We start from the raw sequence: 16,434 nt of genomic DNA on the forward strand, positions 1-16,434 counted from the left end.
CGTACCGATCGAGGGTGCCGAAATCGGACACCCAGCGTTCGGCTTATCGGCGTCCGCGTTTGCGTGCGCGACGCTCGTCGAGCTTCCGCTTGCCGTAGCCCCACGTGACGCGGCCCAGACCCTCGAAGAGTCGGCTGGAGAGACTTCTGCGGCCACTCATACGGCGGCCCCGTTTCCGATGACGGTCATTCTCGGTCCCTTTCTCTGAGGCAGTAGAACCTTGCGACTGGCCGGTGAAGTGATCCGGCACGATCGATAAGTCGAATCGGAACGGAGCAACCACACATCGGACCCGCGTGATCTACATCACGTACGACGTCTCGATCGTCGAGCTACGCCCGTGTGACAAGTCGATCCATCCACCCGATCAGCTCGGGGTAGGCAGCGACGTTCGCGGCCGTGTGGTCGACTGCGGACACCCAACCGGTTCCGAAGTCGAACTCCCGGACGGTGATGTCGGTGGCGCCTGCGGCGCGCCAACGCTGCACCAGGATTCGGCTCTGCTCGATCTCGACGGAGGTGTCGTGGACGCCGTGCACGATCATCACGGGTGCGACGGGCGCGGTGAACCCGATGGTGTTCTCGCGCGTCATCGGACCCAGCACGGGCCCGGTCATGAGCGTTCCCAGGGAAGAGCCGTCAGCAGTGAGGTCCTCGGATCGCAACGGTCCGTAGGTGAGAGCGTCGACCGTGCAGAAATCCTGTGCCGCATCGAGAGCTGCCCGTCCTCGATCGTTGAAGAGACCCCGAATCTGTTCGGCCCGGTCGGGGTGAGCGCCGATCAGGCCGCCGATCGTGTACAGCATCGTCGCGGCGGACTCGGAGCCGTCCTGGCCCTCGACGCGCAGCACAGGATCGGTCGGTGCGGCACCGACGAAAGCACCGACCACGGACACATCGGGCGCGTAAATGGACGCGAGCTCCGCGGCCGCGGCCGACGCGACGCCGCCCGCCGAATATCCATAGAGCACAACAGGCGCGTCGGTCTCCCCTGCCGCAGCGCGTGCCGAGTCCAGCACGGCGCGGGCACTGGCGACCCGACCCAGAAACTCGTATTCGCCGGGGGTTCCCAGCCCTTGATAGTCCGTCGTGACCACCTGGTACCCCTGCGCCAGTAGTGGCAGCAGTGCCGGCATCGTGGTTGTCAGCCCCAGCTCCGACGAGCCCGAGCAACGATCGGCAACCCCGTAACTGCCTGGCGCATAAGCGATCACGGGCCGGGGCCCGGGACCGGACCACGCACGCGTCGGCGTGACCAGCAGCCCCGACACAGCCACCGCACGATCGCGGGGATCGGCCGACCGGTACAGAATGCGCTCGGTGTGCGATCCCAGAACGTCCAGCTGTGGCACGGATTCTCGGCGCAGGATGAACCCGGGTGCGTATGCCTCCAGGCCTACGACGGGCTCACTGTAGAAATCGGCACCGCCGGGAGCCGCCGAGGCGGGTGCGGTCGAGAGAGCGAGGCACCCGACAAGAACGGACAGGGCGAGGGTGACGAAAGGCAGTCTCATGTCGCGAGCCAGTATGCGGTCCGAAGTGCGGGTCCGCATTCTGTATTCGCGGATTTGCGACACCCACGTCTTGGTCGGTGATGCACCACAAAAAATGCCCTTGCCAGCGTTTCCACTGGCAAGGGCATTCGTTGTGCGCCATCAGGGATTCGAACCCCGGACCCGCTGATTAAGAGTCAGCTGCTCTAACCAACTGAGCTAATGGCGCCGATCCGCACCGCGCGTTCTCTGCGGTGCGGGAGAAACATTAACAGCAGATGCCGCCAGATGTGAAATCGGCTGGTCGGAGCACCTGTTGCGTCAGTTGAAGATCCTGCGAACCACGAGAACTGCCACCACTGCGCCCACTCCGAGGAGGGTGAACTTCACTGCCGGCTCGTTGAGCTTGGCCACCACGGACTGCTTGGTGTTGGCGACGATGTTCTTGGGGCTGGCACGGACGCTCAGCTCGTCCAGGGTGCTGGCGAGCTGATTGCGAGCGGCCTCGATCTCGCGCTCGATTCGGTCGGTGTCCTTGGCCACGTGTCCTCCAACTTGTTGCAAATAGTCTCGGTCGCAGTCGAGCCTAGAGCACGGCGATATTTCGATACTCTCGTGCAGTGACCGAATACAGCAAGCTCGAGCCGGGCGACCCCGCTCCGGCGTTCACCCTGCCCGATGCCGACGGCAACGACGTCTCCCTCGCCGACTACGCAGGCAAGAAGGTGATTGTGTACTTCTACCCCGCCGCGAGCACCCCGGGCTGCACCAAGCAGGCCTGCGACTTCCGCGACAGTCTCGCCGAGCTCAACGGTGAAGGCCTCGAAGTCATCGGCATCTCCCCCGACAAGCCGGCCAAGCTCGCCAAGTTCCGCGACAAGGAAGAGCTGACGTTCCCGCTGCTCTCCGACGAGGAGAAGACGACCCTGCAGGCGTGGGGCGCATTCGGGGAGAAGAAGAACTACGGCAAGGTCTACGAGGGCGTCATTCGCTCCACGTTCCTCGTCGACGAGGAAGGCAAGATCGAGGTGGCGCAGTACAACGTCCGCGCCACCGGCCACGTCGCCAAGCTCCGCCGCGATCTAGCTGTCTGACCCTGCGAGCCGCTGCAGGAACAACGCCTCGGCGACGGCCATCTTCTCGATTTCCGTCGGATCCACGCTCTCGTTGGGAGCGTGGATCCGGCACCGAGGCTCCTCGACGCCCATCAGCACGATCTCGGCGTCCGGCAGCACCTGAGCCAAAGCGTTGCACAGCGGAATCGACCCGCCCTGGCCCGCCGTCCCCATGGGATGCCCGAAGGCCTCCTCCAACGCTTCGGACAGCGCCGCGTAACCCGGCCCATCGGTTCCGGCCCGAAACGGCGACCCGATGGCCTCACGCTCGACGGTGACCCGCGCATTCCAGGGCGTACGCGCCTCCAGATGAGCCACCAACGCATCCTGAGCCCGCTGCGGATCCATCCCGGGCGGCACCCGCAAATTGAGCCGTGCCGACGCACGAGGCGAGATCGCCGCAGCCGACCCCACGACCGGCGGGCAGTCGATCCCCAGGATCGTCAGAGCGGGCCGCGCCCACACCGCCTCGGCCACCGAACCCGAACCCGCCAGCCCGACGCCATCGAGCACGCCGGCATCGGCACGGAACTGCTCGGCGTCGTACTCGACCCCGTCCCAGGTCTGCGTTCCGTCGAGTCCGTCGACCACGGTGTCGCCGTGCTCGTTGCGCAACGTCGAGAGCACCTGCACCAGTGCGGCGAGCGCATCGGGTGCTGGCCCGCCGTACATGCCCGAGTGCACCTCTCCGGCAAGGGTTTCCACATGCACCACCACGTTGGCGATACCGCGGAGCGTGGTGGTGACCGTCGGCCAGCCCACCTGTGCGTTGCCGGTATCGGCGATGACCACCATGTCTGCCGAGAACAGTTCGGGGCGCTGCTCCACGAGCGCTTCCAACCCGCCGGTGCCCATCTCTTCCGAACCCTCGCAGACGATCCGCACGCCGACCTCGAGCGACTCCCCCAGCGCCCGTAGCGCCAGCAGATGCATGATCACGTTGCCCTTGCAGTCGGCCGAACCCCGTCCGTACCAACGACCGTCCCGCTCGGTCAGCTCGAAAGGCTTACTGTCCCAGAGTTTTCCGTCACCCGGAGGTTGAACGTCGTAGTGCGAGTACAGCAGAACGGTCGGTGCTCCTGCCCGAGCCGGCCGTGAACCGACGACGGCCAGTGAGCCGTCGACCGTCTCGATCAGCTGGACGTCGGGAATGCCTGCGTCGACGAAGGCCCGTTGCACCCACTGCGCCGCACCGGTGCATTCCTCGACCGGAAACTGCCCTGGATCGTGCACCGAGGTGAAGCGGACCAACTGTGCCAACTCGGATTTCGCTCGGGGCATCTGCGATGCGATCGCAGATCGAACGTCGACGGGGCGCGCATCGGCGGGCATGAATCCTCCAAACGAGAAAATGACAGACGGGCCGTAGCCAGTCTGTCATCACTCGCCACAGGAACGATTCAGCGTCAGCGGCCGGAGAACTCCTGATGAATCCACTCACCGGTCTGCTGCCAGTGCCGATCCCACGCTTCCTGCTCGAGCTGTTCGGGCGACTTGCCCGGCTCCGGAACGGGAACAGGGACGGTGAACTGCGGAGGGGCCACCTCGGTCGGCGACGGCAGAGGTCCCGGCTGCGGGGCCGCCACAGCCTGACGTGGCGGATCCTGCGTCGCCCACGTCTGAGATGTCGGTGCAGGCTCGACAACTGTCGATGGGTCCGCCGTCGGGGGAATCGTCTCGGGCGGCGGCGCAATCGCCGGCACCGGCGCAACCACGACCGCACCCGGATCGGACGTCATCGGATCCACCTGCCTGGTTGCCCCCGCCAGATCCGCACCGGCATCGCGTCGATCGACTACCTGCTCGGCGGTCGTCTCGGATTCACCCGGCAACGTCGCAGCGACCGCGACACCAGCGGAGAGCACACCGGCCAGCAGCACTGCGGCGAACACGAGTTTGCGCCCTGAGCCTCCCGACCGGGCCGGCTTCGCGTCGACAACCGACAGCACTGCGGGTGCAGGCAGCGGCGCTGCCGCCCTGTCGTTCACCACCGCAGGGGACGCCTCGGACCCGGAGTCGGCAACCTCGGCGTCGGCCTGGTCGGCTTCGACGACATCGGTTTCTGCGACATTGACATCTGCGGCCGCGACCGGCTCCGAGTTCTCGGTCGCCGCCTGCGCAGCGGCAACCACAGCCGGCTCGTCCTGATATGCCAGCAGCGCAGCTCCTCGGGCTGCGACCTGATCCGCGTCACCGACGCGCACCACGGGGACACCGAGTCCGAGCGACAGGATGTCGACCAGGTCTCGATTACTCGAAGAATCACCGAAGAGGGCCACGAACTCGGGCTTCTTGCCGGCCTGATCCACCACTTCCCACGCCAGTGGGATGGTGCTGCCGATGCGCTCGGGCGACATCGAGTCCAGCGTCGCAGTCTTCACCGGGGTGATCGAGGCATCTGCGGCATCGGCGAGCGAGATGGAGACACCCGCGTCGCCCATGTAGTACAGCAGGACAGTCTTCGCGTCGGCGAAGTCCTTCGACGTGGCGAGCCAGCCGAGGAACGATTCGGATGCGGACGACAGGACTGCGGGATCGTCGCCGAGAGCGGCTGCGAACTCGGCGCGCTCGTCCTCGGTTCGGTACACCACGCCCACTGCGTCCACGCTTGCATGAAGCTCTGCCGCCTCGGCGAGCATCGTCTCGATCGCTGTTGTCAGAACCGAGGCCGCATCGGGATCGAGCGGGGTAGTCCGATCGGCGAGTATCTCGCCGGACGTCGGCTCGACAAGAATTGTCTGCATCGAGCCAGATTCGATCGCTATACCGATAGTTGCCATGGCAGTCTCCCTGTGCTCAGGGTGGAGGCGCCCGACCATGAACGTCATCCAGCGGATCCGAACGACGATCACCCTGCACGGAATTTGATTCTGTTACCTGAACCATACCTGTTGACGGTTACATTGGTCCGAATCGGTCTTGGAGTTTGTCACAGTATGGGGAACCAGCAGTTGTCGTCGACCCCAGGTTTCTTCGATACCTCCAGCTGAAACACGCGTGTCCGACCCGGAACCGAAACCGGTGGGAGTGACCTACCGGACCGTTGTGGATAACGAGCACCCGCGCCGGATAGCCTGACCGGGTGGAATCCTCTGCTCGTGCCCAGTCCTCGCGCCGTCTCGACGCCGCGCTCGAGTCGACGGCACAGACACAGGAACTGATGCCACGACGACGACCCACCCAGGAACGCAGCCAACGGAAGTTCGACGCACTGCTGCAGGCCTCACGCGAGTTGCTCAGCGATGTGGGATTCGAGTCGTTCACCTGCGAGGAAGTCGCGTCGCGCGCCGAACTCCCGATCGGCACGCTGTACCAGTTCTTCGCCAACAAGTACGTCATCGTCTGCGAGCTCAACCGCCAGGACCTCGTGGGGGTCCAACAGGAACTCGCCGAGTTCGACGGCGAAGTCCCGTCCCTGGACTGGGTGCGGTTCCTGAACAACTTCGTCGACCACATGGCCGGCATGTGGATGACCGATCCGTCGCGACGCGAAGTGTGGCTCGCCATGCAATCGACACCGTCGACGCGCGCAACCGGGGTGATTCACGAGCGGGAGTTCGCCGAGCAGGTCTCGCGCATGCTCGGACCGCTCACTCCGCGCACGCCTCGGCATCGCCGCAACCTCATGGCTCAGGTGTTGGTGCACATCGTCTACTCGATGCTCAACTTCTCCGTCCAGGACGGCCAGAGCCACGAGGACGCCGTCGCCGAGCTCAAACGCATCATGATGGCGTATCTGCTCGTCGCCGAGAAGGAGAGCAGGCGTTCCGGCGGCTCGACGAACGAGAGCGAACCAGCCTGAGCAACCCGAGCCCGCGCAGACGAAAGGCCCGCCCGATCACGTGGATCGGACGGGCCTGACTCGTTCTCGGAGCGAATTCACTCCTCCAGAATCGCCACCGCGGCGGCGATGTCGCCGTCATGTGTCAGCGACAGATGAATCTTCACCGTCGGCAGGAACTCCTGTGCCATCCCGTGCAACTTGATGGACGGCCGACCCCACGCATCGTTGACGACCTCGATCAACGGATACGGGTTGTCACCGATCTGCGGCGGGCGCGCGAATCGCGATGTCGCCCAGGCCTTCAGCACCGCTTCCTTGGCGGCCCACCGAGCCGCGTAGTGGCGGGTCGGGTCGGAACTCTTCGTTGCGGCATGACGCCGCTCGCCCGCGGTGAAGCTGTCGCGGATCATCGTCGTGCCGACCTTCTCCATCTGCTCGGCGAAGTCGGACACCGTCACCAGGTCGAAACCCACTCCCAGGATCGCCATCAGATGGCACCCGGCAGACCGGAGGAGTAGACATCGTCCGCGCCGAGGCGAGCGGACTCGTTGAGCAACACGTTTGCCTCCAGTTCGCGTGACGCCTTGGCCGGCGTCCCGTCATGTCCGAGCCGTCGATCGTCCGGCCGCTCGTAGAGGGAGTCTCCTCCCACCATCGCGGAGATCAGCCTGCGCTGACCGGCGATGCGGCGCTCGTTCGCCTTCGCGATGTACTGCGCACGTCGGTCCGCCGGAACGGCCTCGAGGAACGCCTGCGGGTGCACCAGAGCGATGAGTCCGGACACGTGGCCGAATCCGAGCGAGGTGAGCAGACCTGCCTTGAGCGGCACCGAGTCACCGAAGCGCAACGGCTCCCGTGCCCACACCAGATGCTCGAACGCGGTCATCTTGTCGTCGACGCAGTCGAGGCTGCGGTTCGGCGGGATGACGCCGTTGGCCAGCACCTGGCACAGGCCGATCAGCTGCCAGGCAGCCGCTCCACCCTTCGAGTGTCCGGTGAGGCTCTTCTGCGAGACGACGAACAGCGGAGCGCCGTCCGAACGGCCGATGGCCTTGGCGAGGCGGGTGTGCAGTTCCGCCTCGTTCGGGTCGTTCGCTGCGGTGGAGGTGTCGTGCTTGGAGATCACGGCCACGTCGTCTGCACTGACGCCCAGGGCGTTCAGCGAGAGCGCGAGCGCCGAATCCTTGCCGCCGCGACCGGCACTGAGCGCGCCGAGTCCCGGAGCCGGGATGGACGTGTGCACTCCGTCGCCGTACGACTGTGCGTAGGCCACCACTCCGAGGACCGGCAGGCCCATCTCGAGTGCCAGGTCTCCGCGAGCGAGCAGAATCGTTCCGCCGCCGTGGGATTCGACGAATCCACCGCGCCTGCGGTCGTTGGCCCGCGAGAACCGTCGATCGCTGATGCCCTTGGCGGTCATCGCTGCCGAGTCCGCGGTGGCCGACATGTCACCGAAGCCGATGATGCCCTCGGTGCTCAGGTCGTCGAAGCCGCCGGCGACCACGAGTTGCGCCTTGCCCAGCTTGATCTTGTCGACGCCTTCTTCGACGGAAACAGCCGCGGTGGCACAGGCGGCGACGGGGTGAACCATCGCGCCGTAGCTACCGATGTACGACTGAACCACGTGCGCAGCAACGACGTTCGGCAGAGCCTCCTGCAGGATGTCGTTCGCACGAGCATCACCGAGCAGGGTGTCGATGTACAGCGAGCGCATCGACTCCATGCCGCCCATGCCGGTGCCCTGAGTGTTGGCCACCAGCGTGGGGTGCACCCAGCGCATCAGTTCCGACGGGTTGAAGCCCGAGGAGATGAACGCGTCGACCGTGGTGACGATGTTCCACAGTGCGACTCGGTCGACCGAGCTGGCCATGTCGGGCGAGATGCCCCACTTGGTGGGATCGAATCCGGTCGGAATCTGTCCACCCACGGTGCGAGTGAGCTTCATCTTGCGCGGAACGCGAATCTCGGTGCCCGCCTTGCGGGTGACCTGCCAGTCGCTCGAATCCGGAACCGGTGTGATCAGCGTGTGCTCGGGGTCCGCTGCTGCGAACGACCGGGCGTCGATCTCGGTTCCGACCACGAACGTGAGGTCGTTGTCGAGGAAGATCGAGGTCATCAGCGGGGCGGTGTTGCCGACCATCGCGCCGTCGTCGCCGTAGGTGCGGATACCGCACTTCTCGACCACGATGTCGTGGTACTTGTCGGCGATGTCCTCCTCCGGCACCAGGTCACCGGACTCGATGTCGTACCAACCCGGCTTGGGATCGTTCTCCCAGGCGATCAGGCCGGTGTTCCATGCGAGTTCGAGAACGCCTGCGGCAGAGAGCTGCTCGTCGACCTCCATCTCGAAGCGGGTACGTGCCGAACCGTACGGTCCGAGCTCGCCTGCACCGACGATGACGACCAGATCCTTCGGGTCGACGTCCAGTGTCGGCCAGGCCGGAGCCGTGGTCGACGTCGACAGCCGTGGCGGTGCGGGCAGCGCCGCGATGACCGAGTTGTCCTCTGCCTCTTCGGTCTTCTCGGCAGCGGCCGCAGCTGCATCCCGAGCGAGCTCGACGAGGTTGAGCTTGGTGTTGGCCAAGCCGCCCGTGAGATCGACGACGATCGGCTCCTGCGCAGCCTGACGGCGAGCGGTAGGTGTGCACAGTTCGAGCAGTTCGGTCGCCATCTCGTCGGTGGACCAGGTGCGAACGCCTTCGGCCTCGACGGCCTCGACGATCGGATCGTTGCCACCCATCAGGCCGGTGCCGCGCACCCACCCGATGTGAGCGTGGGCGATGGACACCCGCTCGGCCCAGTTCTTCTCCGAGCCCCACTTGGCGACGACTGCGTCGAGTGCGGCCTTCGATTCGCCGTAGGCACCGTCGCCACCGAACATTCCGCGGTTCGGCGATCCCGGCAGCACCACGTGCAGGTGAGTGTCGATGTCGGTGTCGTAACCGACCTTCGACAGTCCGGTGATCAGACGCTCGACCGACCAGAGCAGCACGCGCATTTCCATCTCGGCGCGAGCTCCGGCGTCGGACATCTCGCCCATGACCCGAGGCGCTGCGAACGGGAACAGCATCGTCGGTGTCGTTGCGGCCTTGACCAGAGTCTTTGCGCCACCGGCAGTGTCGATGTAGTCGCTGCCGATCCACTCGATGAGAGCGTCGACGTCGGTGTACGACGCGATGTTGGCCGGAACCACCCAGAGCGACGCTCCGCTGCGTGCGTTGTCGCGGTAGAGGCTGCGGTAGAAGCCGAGTCGCTCGTCGTCGAGCCTGGAGGTGGTGACGAAGACCGTCGCTCCCCCGGCCAGCAGCTTGGCCGTCACCGCAGCTGCGATGGAGCCCTTGCTGCCGCCGGTGACCACTGCGACCTCGTCGGCCCATGGGCCCTTGTCCTCGGATGCGACCGCGATGTCCGCGATGCGTCCGAAGGTTTCGGCCAGCACTGTCTTGTTCTCGTAGTCGGCCTTGGCCTTCCACCACTGTGCTTGCGATGCAACGGCATTGCCTGCGCCGGCGAAGGACTCGACCGCGACATCGCCTGCGGTACCGAGCCACAACCGGGCCAGGTCCTCACGGGCGGTGGCCCACCGGTCGTCGATCAGGACGGCGCGCTTGGCGTCGAACGACGGGGCCACGAGGCGGGGCCAGTCGGATCCCAGCTCGGCCGAGACCAGCTCGACCAGAGCGGCATCGGGGTCCTCTGCCAGCAGCGCGTTGGGCGCATCGGCCAGTCCGAGCTGTTCGAGCACCAGCCGGGCAGCGGAGGCGAGGACGCCGTCGCGGCCGGTGATGTGCTCGGTGAACTCACCGAGAGCAGCAGCGTCGACGGTTCCGCCGGCTCCGCCGCCTGCCTGCGGCATCGAGACTGCGACGCCGCGGCGTGCGGCCACCGCGGCCACGGCCGCGTCGATGACGTTGTCGACTGCGTTGCCGTCGGCGAGAGCGCCGTCGGCCAGGCCACCGAGTGCGCCACCGCGAACCGAGGCACCGTCACGGGTACCGAGGGCGACCTCGGCGGTGACGTGGTGCGCCCAGCCGTCGCCCAGTTCCCAGGTCTTCTTGACGCGATCGGCGATCGAGGCCGGGCGTCGACCCGAGGGGCCGAAGACCTTGCGGAGATGGTCGTTGATGGAATCGCTGAGCACCGGACCGAACGGCTTGTACGTACGAGCCAGCTTGTTCACCGTGCCGGAGAGCGCGCCCATGTCGGCATCGGCAGCACCGTCGATGGCACCGAGCGAGAGCTCGGAACCGAGGTCGACGAGCAGCTGATTACGGCGTGAGGACACACCGTCGCACAGCGCCTCGATGGTGTCGGCGGGCCCGATCTGATCGAGCTGCAACTTGGTCCACAGGCCGATGAGGATCTTGGTCGCATCGGCCGCGACGAATGCGATGTCGTCCGGACGAGGTCCGCCGGACGGTGCTGCTGCCGGCGCGGGAGCCGAAGCCGGAGCTGCAGCTGCCGCCGGAGCAGCGGTTTCCACGGGTGTCGACTCTTCCTCGTCGGCCGGAGCCGGGTCGGTGTCGGTGCCGTAGATGATCGCAGCCTCGCGCTCGAGGTTGAGTACCTCGACCGGGTGGCCGAAGCGGCCCGGCAGCTTGAGCGTCTGCGACGCGAGGTTCGCCACGGTCGGGGTTGCCCCCAGGCCGATCTCGACGAAGCGCTCGACGCCCATGCCGCCGTCGGACTCGTCTGCGAACAGCAGGTCCTGGGTTTCGATCCAGCGCACCGGGCTGGCGAACTGCCATGCCAGCAGCTCGGTCAGGATCACCCGGCACAGAGCACTCGGCCGTGCGGCCCACGAATCGAACTCTGCGAGAACGGTGTTCAGCGGCTCGGACGGAACCAGATCGGCGATCTCCTGAACGAACTCGCGATTCAGCGAGAACGGCTTGGGCACCAGGTTCGGGATGTAGCGCCCCACCAGGATCGCCGGATCGATCTGCTCGGGGAGCAGCGTCTCGAGGCGGTTGCGGAAGTCGTCGACTCCGCCGCGCAGCACCGTGGAGTGGAACGGCACGTCGATGCCGGGAACCATGATGTAGGCGGCCTTGCCACCGAACTCCGCTCGGCGGATCGCGATCTTCTTCTCCAGCTCGCCGAGGCCGGCAACCGTGCCTGCGATGGCGTACTGCGAACCGCGCAGGTTGAGGTTGACGATCTCGAGGAACTCACCGGATTCTTCTGCGACACCGGCGACGAAGCCCTGCACGTCCTGATCGGCCAAGCCGATCTGCGACGGGCGGATCGCTGCCATGCGGTAGTCACTGCGGCCGCTGGCATCACGCGGAACCAGCGCGTGCATGGCCGAACCACGCTGGAAGACGACCTCGAGGACGGCTTCGAGCGGGAGCACACCGGCAACGGCTGCGAGTGCGTTGTACTCACCGACCGAGTGGCCCGCGAGAATCGAGTTCTCCACGAACGCACCGGATTCACGCAGTTCAGCAACCTGCGCGACGCCGAGAACGGCCATCGCAACCTGGGTGAACTGCGTCAGGTGCAGCACACCGTCGGGGTGCTTGTGGGTGACGCCGCGCGCCTTGAGCGACGTCGGGTTGTCACGCACGACAGCGAGAATGGAGAAGCCCAGCGCGCTGCGGGTGTGCTTGTCGGCACGCTCCCACACCTCACGTGCGGCCTTCGAGCGAGACCGAGCGTCCAGGCCCATGCCCGCGCGCTGGATGCCCTGGCCGGGGAACGCGTAGACGGTCTTCGGCGGTGCGGTGCGAGCGGTGGCGACCATGACCAGTTCGCCTGCGACACGGCAGGAGACCTCGATCAGTTCGGCACCCTGGTCGAATCCGGTGCGGTCGACGCGAACATCGATCTCCGCTCCGGGTCGAACCATGCCGAGGAAGCGCGCGGTCCATGCGGTGAGGCGACGCGGCGGAGTCTTGGTGTCCGAGTGGTCGACTGCGGTCACCGTCTGCTGTGCAGCGGCCGAGAGCCACATGCCGTGCACGATCGGGCTGCCGAGACCGGCGAGCAGCGCCGCGGCGTCCGAGGTGTGGATGGGGTTGTGATCGCCCGAGACCTGAGCGAACGCGGCCATGTTGCGCGGGGCCACGATGGTTGCCTGACGGCGGCGACGACGCGGGGTGTCCTTGGCGTCGGCGCTCACCGAGCCGCCGGCGCGGGCCGGATCGGTCAGCTCACCCTTGCCGGTGCGTCCGCGAATGGCGAAGCGCTCCACGAGAGTTGCGACGGCGGGAGCGTCGAGCCCCTCGCCGAGCATGGCACCGATCTCGACGGTGACCTCGACGACGCGGCCGAGGTCGGTGTCGAGCACCTCTCCGGCCGCAGCCTTGACCACGAGAATCGAGGTGTCGGTGGGCAATTCGCCGACCAGGTTGACGCTGTGGTCGAGGTGCACCAGGTCGAGCATGCCTTCGATGACGTCGATGCCCTCGGCGTTGCGGGTGGCACCCAGGACGGCGAAGACGGCGGGCCAGCAGGCACCGACCAGAACGTCGGGAACGGCCTTGCCGCTGACGGTCAGCGAGTCCGGCAGGCCGGAGCCGGTGACGCCTGCGTGATCGGCGATCAGATCGGGGATCCACGCGATGTTCAGCCGGGCGACGCCGCCCTTGACGGCCGGAAGGTCCTGGCCTGCAGCAACTCCGAGCAGAGCCGACATGGCCTGCTGTGCGTCCTGCGCGGTGACGACGGGAGCGCCGCCGTCGATCGTGGAGGCCGGAACCGTCAGGCGGATACGTACTTCCTTGCCCGGGGCGAGCGGAACCAGCAGCTCCACGTGCTCGGAATCGAGCACGGTCAGCGTCGAGCCGGTCTGCGGGTGCGCCGCGACCGTCTCGGACTCCACGGTCCAGTCGGCCGGATCACCCAGGCGTGCAACGGGATTCTGCGTCATCCGCGAGGCCCAGGTGACGTCGGGAGCAGCCAGCACGATGCCGAGCAGTCCGGGTGCGATCTCGGCGTGGCGACGGCTCGCGATGGCCGTGGGCTCGACGCCCTCGGCGAGAAGCTGATCCGCGGTGGCCTTCTCGAAGCGATCGAGCAGCTCGCCCACGGGCTCGTCGACGCGAGTGATGCCCGCGACGGCGACGGTACCGGGGATGATGCAGACCTGATCGGCCGAGTAGCGAGCGTCGTGTGCCTGCCACAGCGAGTCACTGCGCCACCAGCGGCGCACGTCGCCGTCGACGACGGGGACGAAGTTGACCGGCTTGCCGGGCATGCGGCACAGCGAGGTGAAGAAGGTGATGTCGGCCGGGTGCAGAACCACGTCGGCGGCGTCCGGGAACTGTGCGAGCAGCGACTTCAGAGCTGCACGCGGGCGTTCGAGAACCTCGGCATCGGCGAACAAGGTGGGGATGGGTCCGCGATCGACGGGGTGCAGCCGAGCCTCGGCGCGCTGCAGCATCTCCAGGAAGCGGGTGCGCCACGTGACATCGAGCCACACCGATTCGCGTGCCTCGGACACGGCATCGGTGAACTCGCCGCCGCAATCGAAGTCGCTGCGCGAGTCGGTTCCGATGGCCAGATCGAGGTAGCGAACGAGCCACTGCTGGTACGTCATCTCGGCGACGTCACCGAAGAAGGGCTTGGCGGTGCCGTCGAGTGCGGCGATGATCTCGTCGCGACGCTCGGCCACGGCGTCGGCGTTGCCTGCGACCTCGTCGAGCAGTCGGCCGCACCGCGACGCCGCATTGTCGATCTCGTGGATGTCGGCACCGAGCTGGCTACGGCCCGAAGCCATTCCGCCGTTCGCGGTACCGGCACCGACCCAGTCGGGGGTTCCGGGTGTGTCGACCAGAAGCTGCTTGACCTCGGGAGCCGTCGTGGCCTCCAGGGTTGCCATCGCTGCAGTGCCGACGAGGATGCCGTCGAGCGGCATCTTCGGGTAGCCGTGCACAGCCGACCAGGTTCCGGTGAGGTACTCCGCTGCCCGCTCGGGTGTGCCGATGCCGCCGCCGACACAGACGACGAGGTTGGGCCGTGACCGCAGCTCCGCGTAGGTGGTCAGCAGCAGGTCGTCGAGGTCCTCCCACGAGTGGTGTCCGCCTGCGCGGCCACCCTCGATGTGGACGTTGACCTGGTAGGAGGGAACCTCGTTGGCGATACGAATGACGGCGCGAATCTGCGCGACGGTGCCGGGCTTGAACGAGACGTAGCTGATGCCGGCCTCGGACAGCTCTTCGATGAGGGCCACTGCCTCTTCGAGTTCCGGGATGCCTGCGGTGACGACGACGCCGTCGATGGCCGCACCCGCTGCGCGAGCGCGCTGCACGATGCGGCGTCCGCCGAGCTGCAGCTTCCACAGGTACGGATCGAGGAAGAGCGAGTTGAACTGGATCGCGCGGCCGGGCTCGAGAAGTGTGGAGAGCTCGGCGACACGATCGGTGAAGATGTCCTCGGTGACCTGACCGCCACCGGCGAGCTCGGCCCAGTGGCCTGCGTTGGCAGCTGCGGCAACGATTTTGGCGTCGACCGTCGTCGGCGTCATGCCGGCGAGCAGGATCGGCGAACGTCCGGTCATCTTGGTGAACGAGGTCTCGACGACGACGCGGCCGTCGGGCAACGTGACCGGAGTGGGAGCGTAGGCGGACCATGCGGGCTGGACCTCGGGAGCAGCTCCCGGAGTGAGCAGGTTGCGGTGTCCACCGCGCGAGGACGCGGCGATGATGCCAACGCCCTGTCCACGCAACGCCGGAGTGGTCATGCGGGTGAGCAGGTCGCCCGGACCGAGATCGAGAATCCAGTCGGCACCGGCGTCGACGACACCGTCGATGGCGTCGACCCAATCCACGGAGTCGACGAGGATCTTCTGTGCGAGCTCACGTGCGAGGTCGACGTCGAGCCCTGACCGCTGTGCCCAGGCGCTGACGAGTTCGACGGCATCTGCCAGGGCGGGGTGATGGAAGCCGATCTCGACGGGAAGCTGCTCGAAGACCGGGGCGAACACGGCACCGCCACGCTTCTTGGCGTCGCGGTCACGCTCTTCCTCGGCAGCGATCTGCTCGCACTTCTCCTGCACGCGAGCCAGCTGGGCCGGGGGTCCGGAGAGTACGACGCGACGACGGCCGTTGCGGATGGCGAGAGCTGCGGATCGCTCCGGTGCTCCGTCGATCGCGAGTTCGGCGATGATCGCCTGTAGTCGTGCGGGTTCGACGTTGGCAACCGAGACCATCGGCGCGCGGTCTCCGGCACCGATGATGCCGCGGCGGCGCCCGACGAGACCTGCGGCTGCACCCACGAGCTGGGCGATAGCCAGGAAGTTCGCATCCTGTGCGCCATCGGCTGCGACGGACTCGGCGGCGATGAGACCCTGCGAGTGTCCGACGACCTTGACGGGCGGGGTCTGGGCCGGATCGAGCCCCTGCAACTTCAACGCACGCAGTGCTGCGACCTGGGTGAGAAACACTCCGGGAAGCGAGACGGCAGCGGAGGTCAGTGCCGCCTCGGACGGTCCGTACGAGCCGACGGTGTCGTCGTCGGCGAGGTCCTGTTCGAGCATCCAGCCGATCGGGTCGAAGCCGACCGAGCGCACGACCAGCAGCTCGTCTGCCACGGGCGCGAGAGTGACTGCTGCCTCGTTGACGAGATCGGTCAGTTCGGGTTCGAGCGCGGAGTCGCGAGCCAATTCCTCGAGGGAGCTGAGCCACGGTGCGCCCTGGCCGCCGAAGGCCAACGCGTACGGCTCGCCCGCGGCGAAACGATCTGCCAGAGTCCGAGAGCCGCCATTGCTTCTAGGGGATTTGTCTGCGTTGCCGGTGCTTCGCGAGCCTCGTCCGTGTGATGGTGTGCTCTCGTTGATCGTCAAGGCTGAAGATTCCTCTCGTGGACGCCTCGGGGGGTCGGGGCGTTCGCTGTGATGACTGCCCCATGGCGTCGTGGGCTACAGGGTCGAAGCGGTGAGCCGGTCTTCGTCGACAGGTCTCCTCCGCGCTGCTCAAGGTTGACACAAAATCATGAGGAAATCCTCAGGTTTGCTCGGACGTCCGAGTGCTACCAGCGAGTACGTCACTCGAAGCGGCTTTACCTTTTGTTTACCCGACTCGTCGGTAACCCGCATCCA

Annotated in this window: 8 protein-coding genes and 1 tRNA gene; 2 read left to right on the forward strand and 7 right to left on the reverse strand. The window is 66.6% G+C overall.

Features of this window, described 5'->3' with window-relative positions:
* Nucleotides 1–332: 332 nt before the first annotated feature.
* The 3 genes from R3P93_RS09120 to R3P93_RS09130 form a co-directional block, all read right to left on the reverse strand.
* On the reverse strand, nucleotides 333–1,514 hold the full coding sequence (locus tag R3P93_RS09120) for a lipase family protein (RefSeq protein ID WP_317532844.1): 1,182 nt from the start codon (nucleotides 1,512–1,514) through the stop codon (nucleotides 333–335).
* A gap of 134 nt (nucleotides 1,515–1,648) precedes the next feature.
* Nucleotides 1,649–1,722 (reverse strand) — tRNA-Lys (locus tag R3P93_RS09125).
* Nucleotides 1,723–1,814: 92 nt separating this feature from the next.
* Nucleotides 1,815–2,036: a DUF3618 domain-containing protein gene (locus tag R3P93_RS09130; RefSeq protein WP_032375974.1), complete on the reverse strand. Its 222-nt coding sequence runs from the start codon at nucleotides 2,034–2,036 to the stop codon at nucleotides 1,815–1,817.
* Between the two features lie 77 nt (nucleotides 2,037–2,113).
* On the opposite strand from R3P93_RS09130, the gene bcp reads away from it, so the two are divergent.
* Nucleotides 2,114–2,587 carry a thioredoxin-dependent thiol peroxidase gene (bcp, locus tag R3P93_RS09135; RefSeq protein ID WP_317532845.1) on the forward strand — a complete coding sequence of 158 codons (474 nt, stop codon included), beginning with the start codon at nucleotides 2,114–2,116 and terminating at the stop codon, nucleotides 2,585–2,587.
* On the opposite strand, the gene R3P93_RS09140 is transcribed toward bcp, so the two are convergent.
* Both R3P93_RS09140 and R3P93_RS09145 read right to left on the reverse strand, forming a co-directional pair.
* Entirely contained in the window at nucleotides 2,576–3,940 is a 1,365-nt protein-coding gene (locus R3P93_RS09140; RefSeq protein WP_317532846.1) for a dipeptidase, read from the reverse strand. The genes bcp and R3P93_RS09140 overlap by 12 nt on opposite strands.
* Before the next feature lie 74 nt (nucleotides 3,941–4,014).
* Complete coding sequence (locus tag R3P93_RS09145) at nucleotides 4,015–5,352, reverse strand: hypothetical protein (protein WP_317532847.1); 1,338 nt, start codon at nucleotides 5,350–5,352, stop codon at nucleotides 4,015–4,017.
* Nucleotides 5,353–5,768: 416 nt separating this feature from the next.
* On the opposite strand from R3P93_RS09145, the gene R3P93_RS09150 reads away from it, so the two are divergent.
* Nucleotides 5,769–6,410 (forward strand): TetR/AcrR family transcriptional regulator, encoded by a 642-nt coding sequence (locus R3P93_RS09150; protein WP_149406378.1) that lies wholly within the window; start codon nucleotides 5,769–5,771, stop codon nucleotides 6,408–6,410.
* 77 nt (nucleotides 6,411–6,487) lie between these two features.
* Here the strand turns inward: R3P93_RS09150 and acpS are convergent, their stop codons facing one another.
* Entirely contained in the window at nucleotides 6,488–6,880 is a 393-nt protein-coding gene (gene acpS, locus R3P93_RS09155) for a holo-ACP synthase AcpS (RefSeq protein ID WP_008715184.1), read from the reverse strand.
* Nucleotides 6,880–16,179 (reverse strand): polyketide synthase, encoded by a 9,300-nt coding sequence (locus R3P93_RS09160; protein WP_317532848.1) that lies wholly within the window; start codon nucleotides 16,177–16,179, stop codon nucleotides 6,880–6,882. Before R3P93_RS09160 ends, acpS begins: the two co-directional genes overlap by 1 nt.
* Nucleotides 16,180–16,434 lie beyond the last annotated feature (255 nt).

The organism is Rhodococcus cerastii, from assembly GCF_033042195.1.
GTDB lineage: Bacteria > Actinomycetota > Actinomycetes > Mycobacteriales > Mycobacteriaceae > Rhodococcoides.

Bases quoted from the DNA above. Each gene is read 5' to 3' on its own strand.
- R3P93_RS09120 (WP_317532844.1), bottom strand. From the start codon at position 1,514: ATGAGACTGCCTTTCGTCACCCTCGCCCTGTCCGTTCTTGTCGGGTGC.
- R3P93_RS09140 (WP_317532846.1), bottom strand. From the start codon at position 3,940: ATGCCCGCCGATGCGCGCCCCGTCGACGTTCGATCTGCGATCGCATCG.
- R3P93_RS09145 (WP_317532847.1), bottom strand. From the start codon at position 5,352: ATGCAGACAATTCTTGTCGAGCCGACGTCCGGCGAGATACTCGCCGAT.
- R3P93_RS09150 (WP_149406378.1), top strand. From the start codon at position 5,769: ATGCCACGACGACGACCCACCCAGGAACGCAGCCAACGGAAGTTCGAC.
- acpS (WP_008715184.1), bottom strand. From the start codon at position 6,880: ATGGCGATCCTGGGAGTGGGTTTCGACCTGGTGACGGTGTCCGACTTC.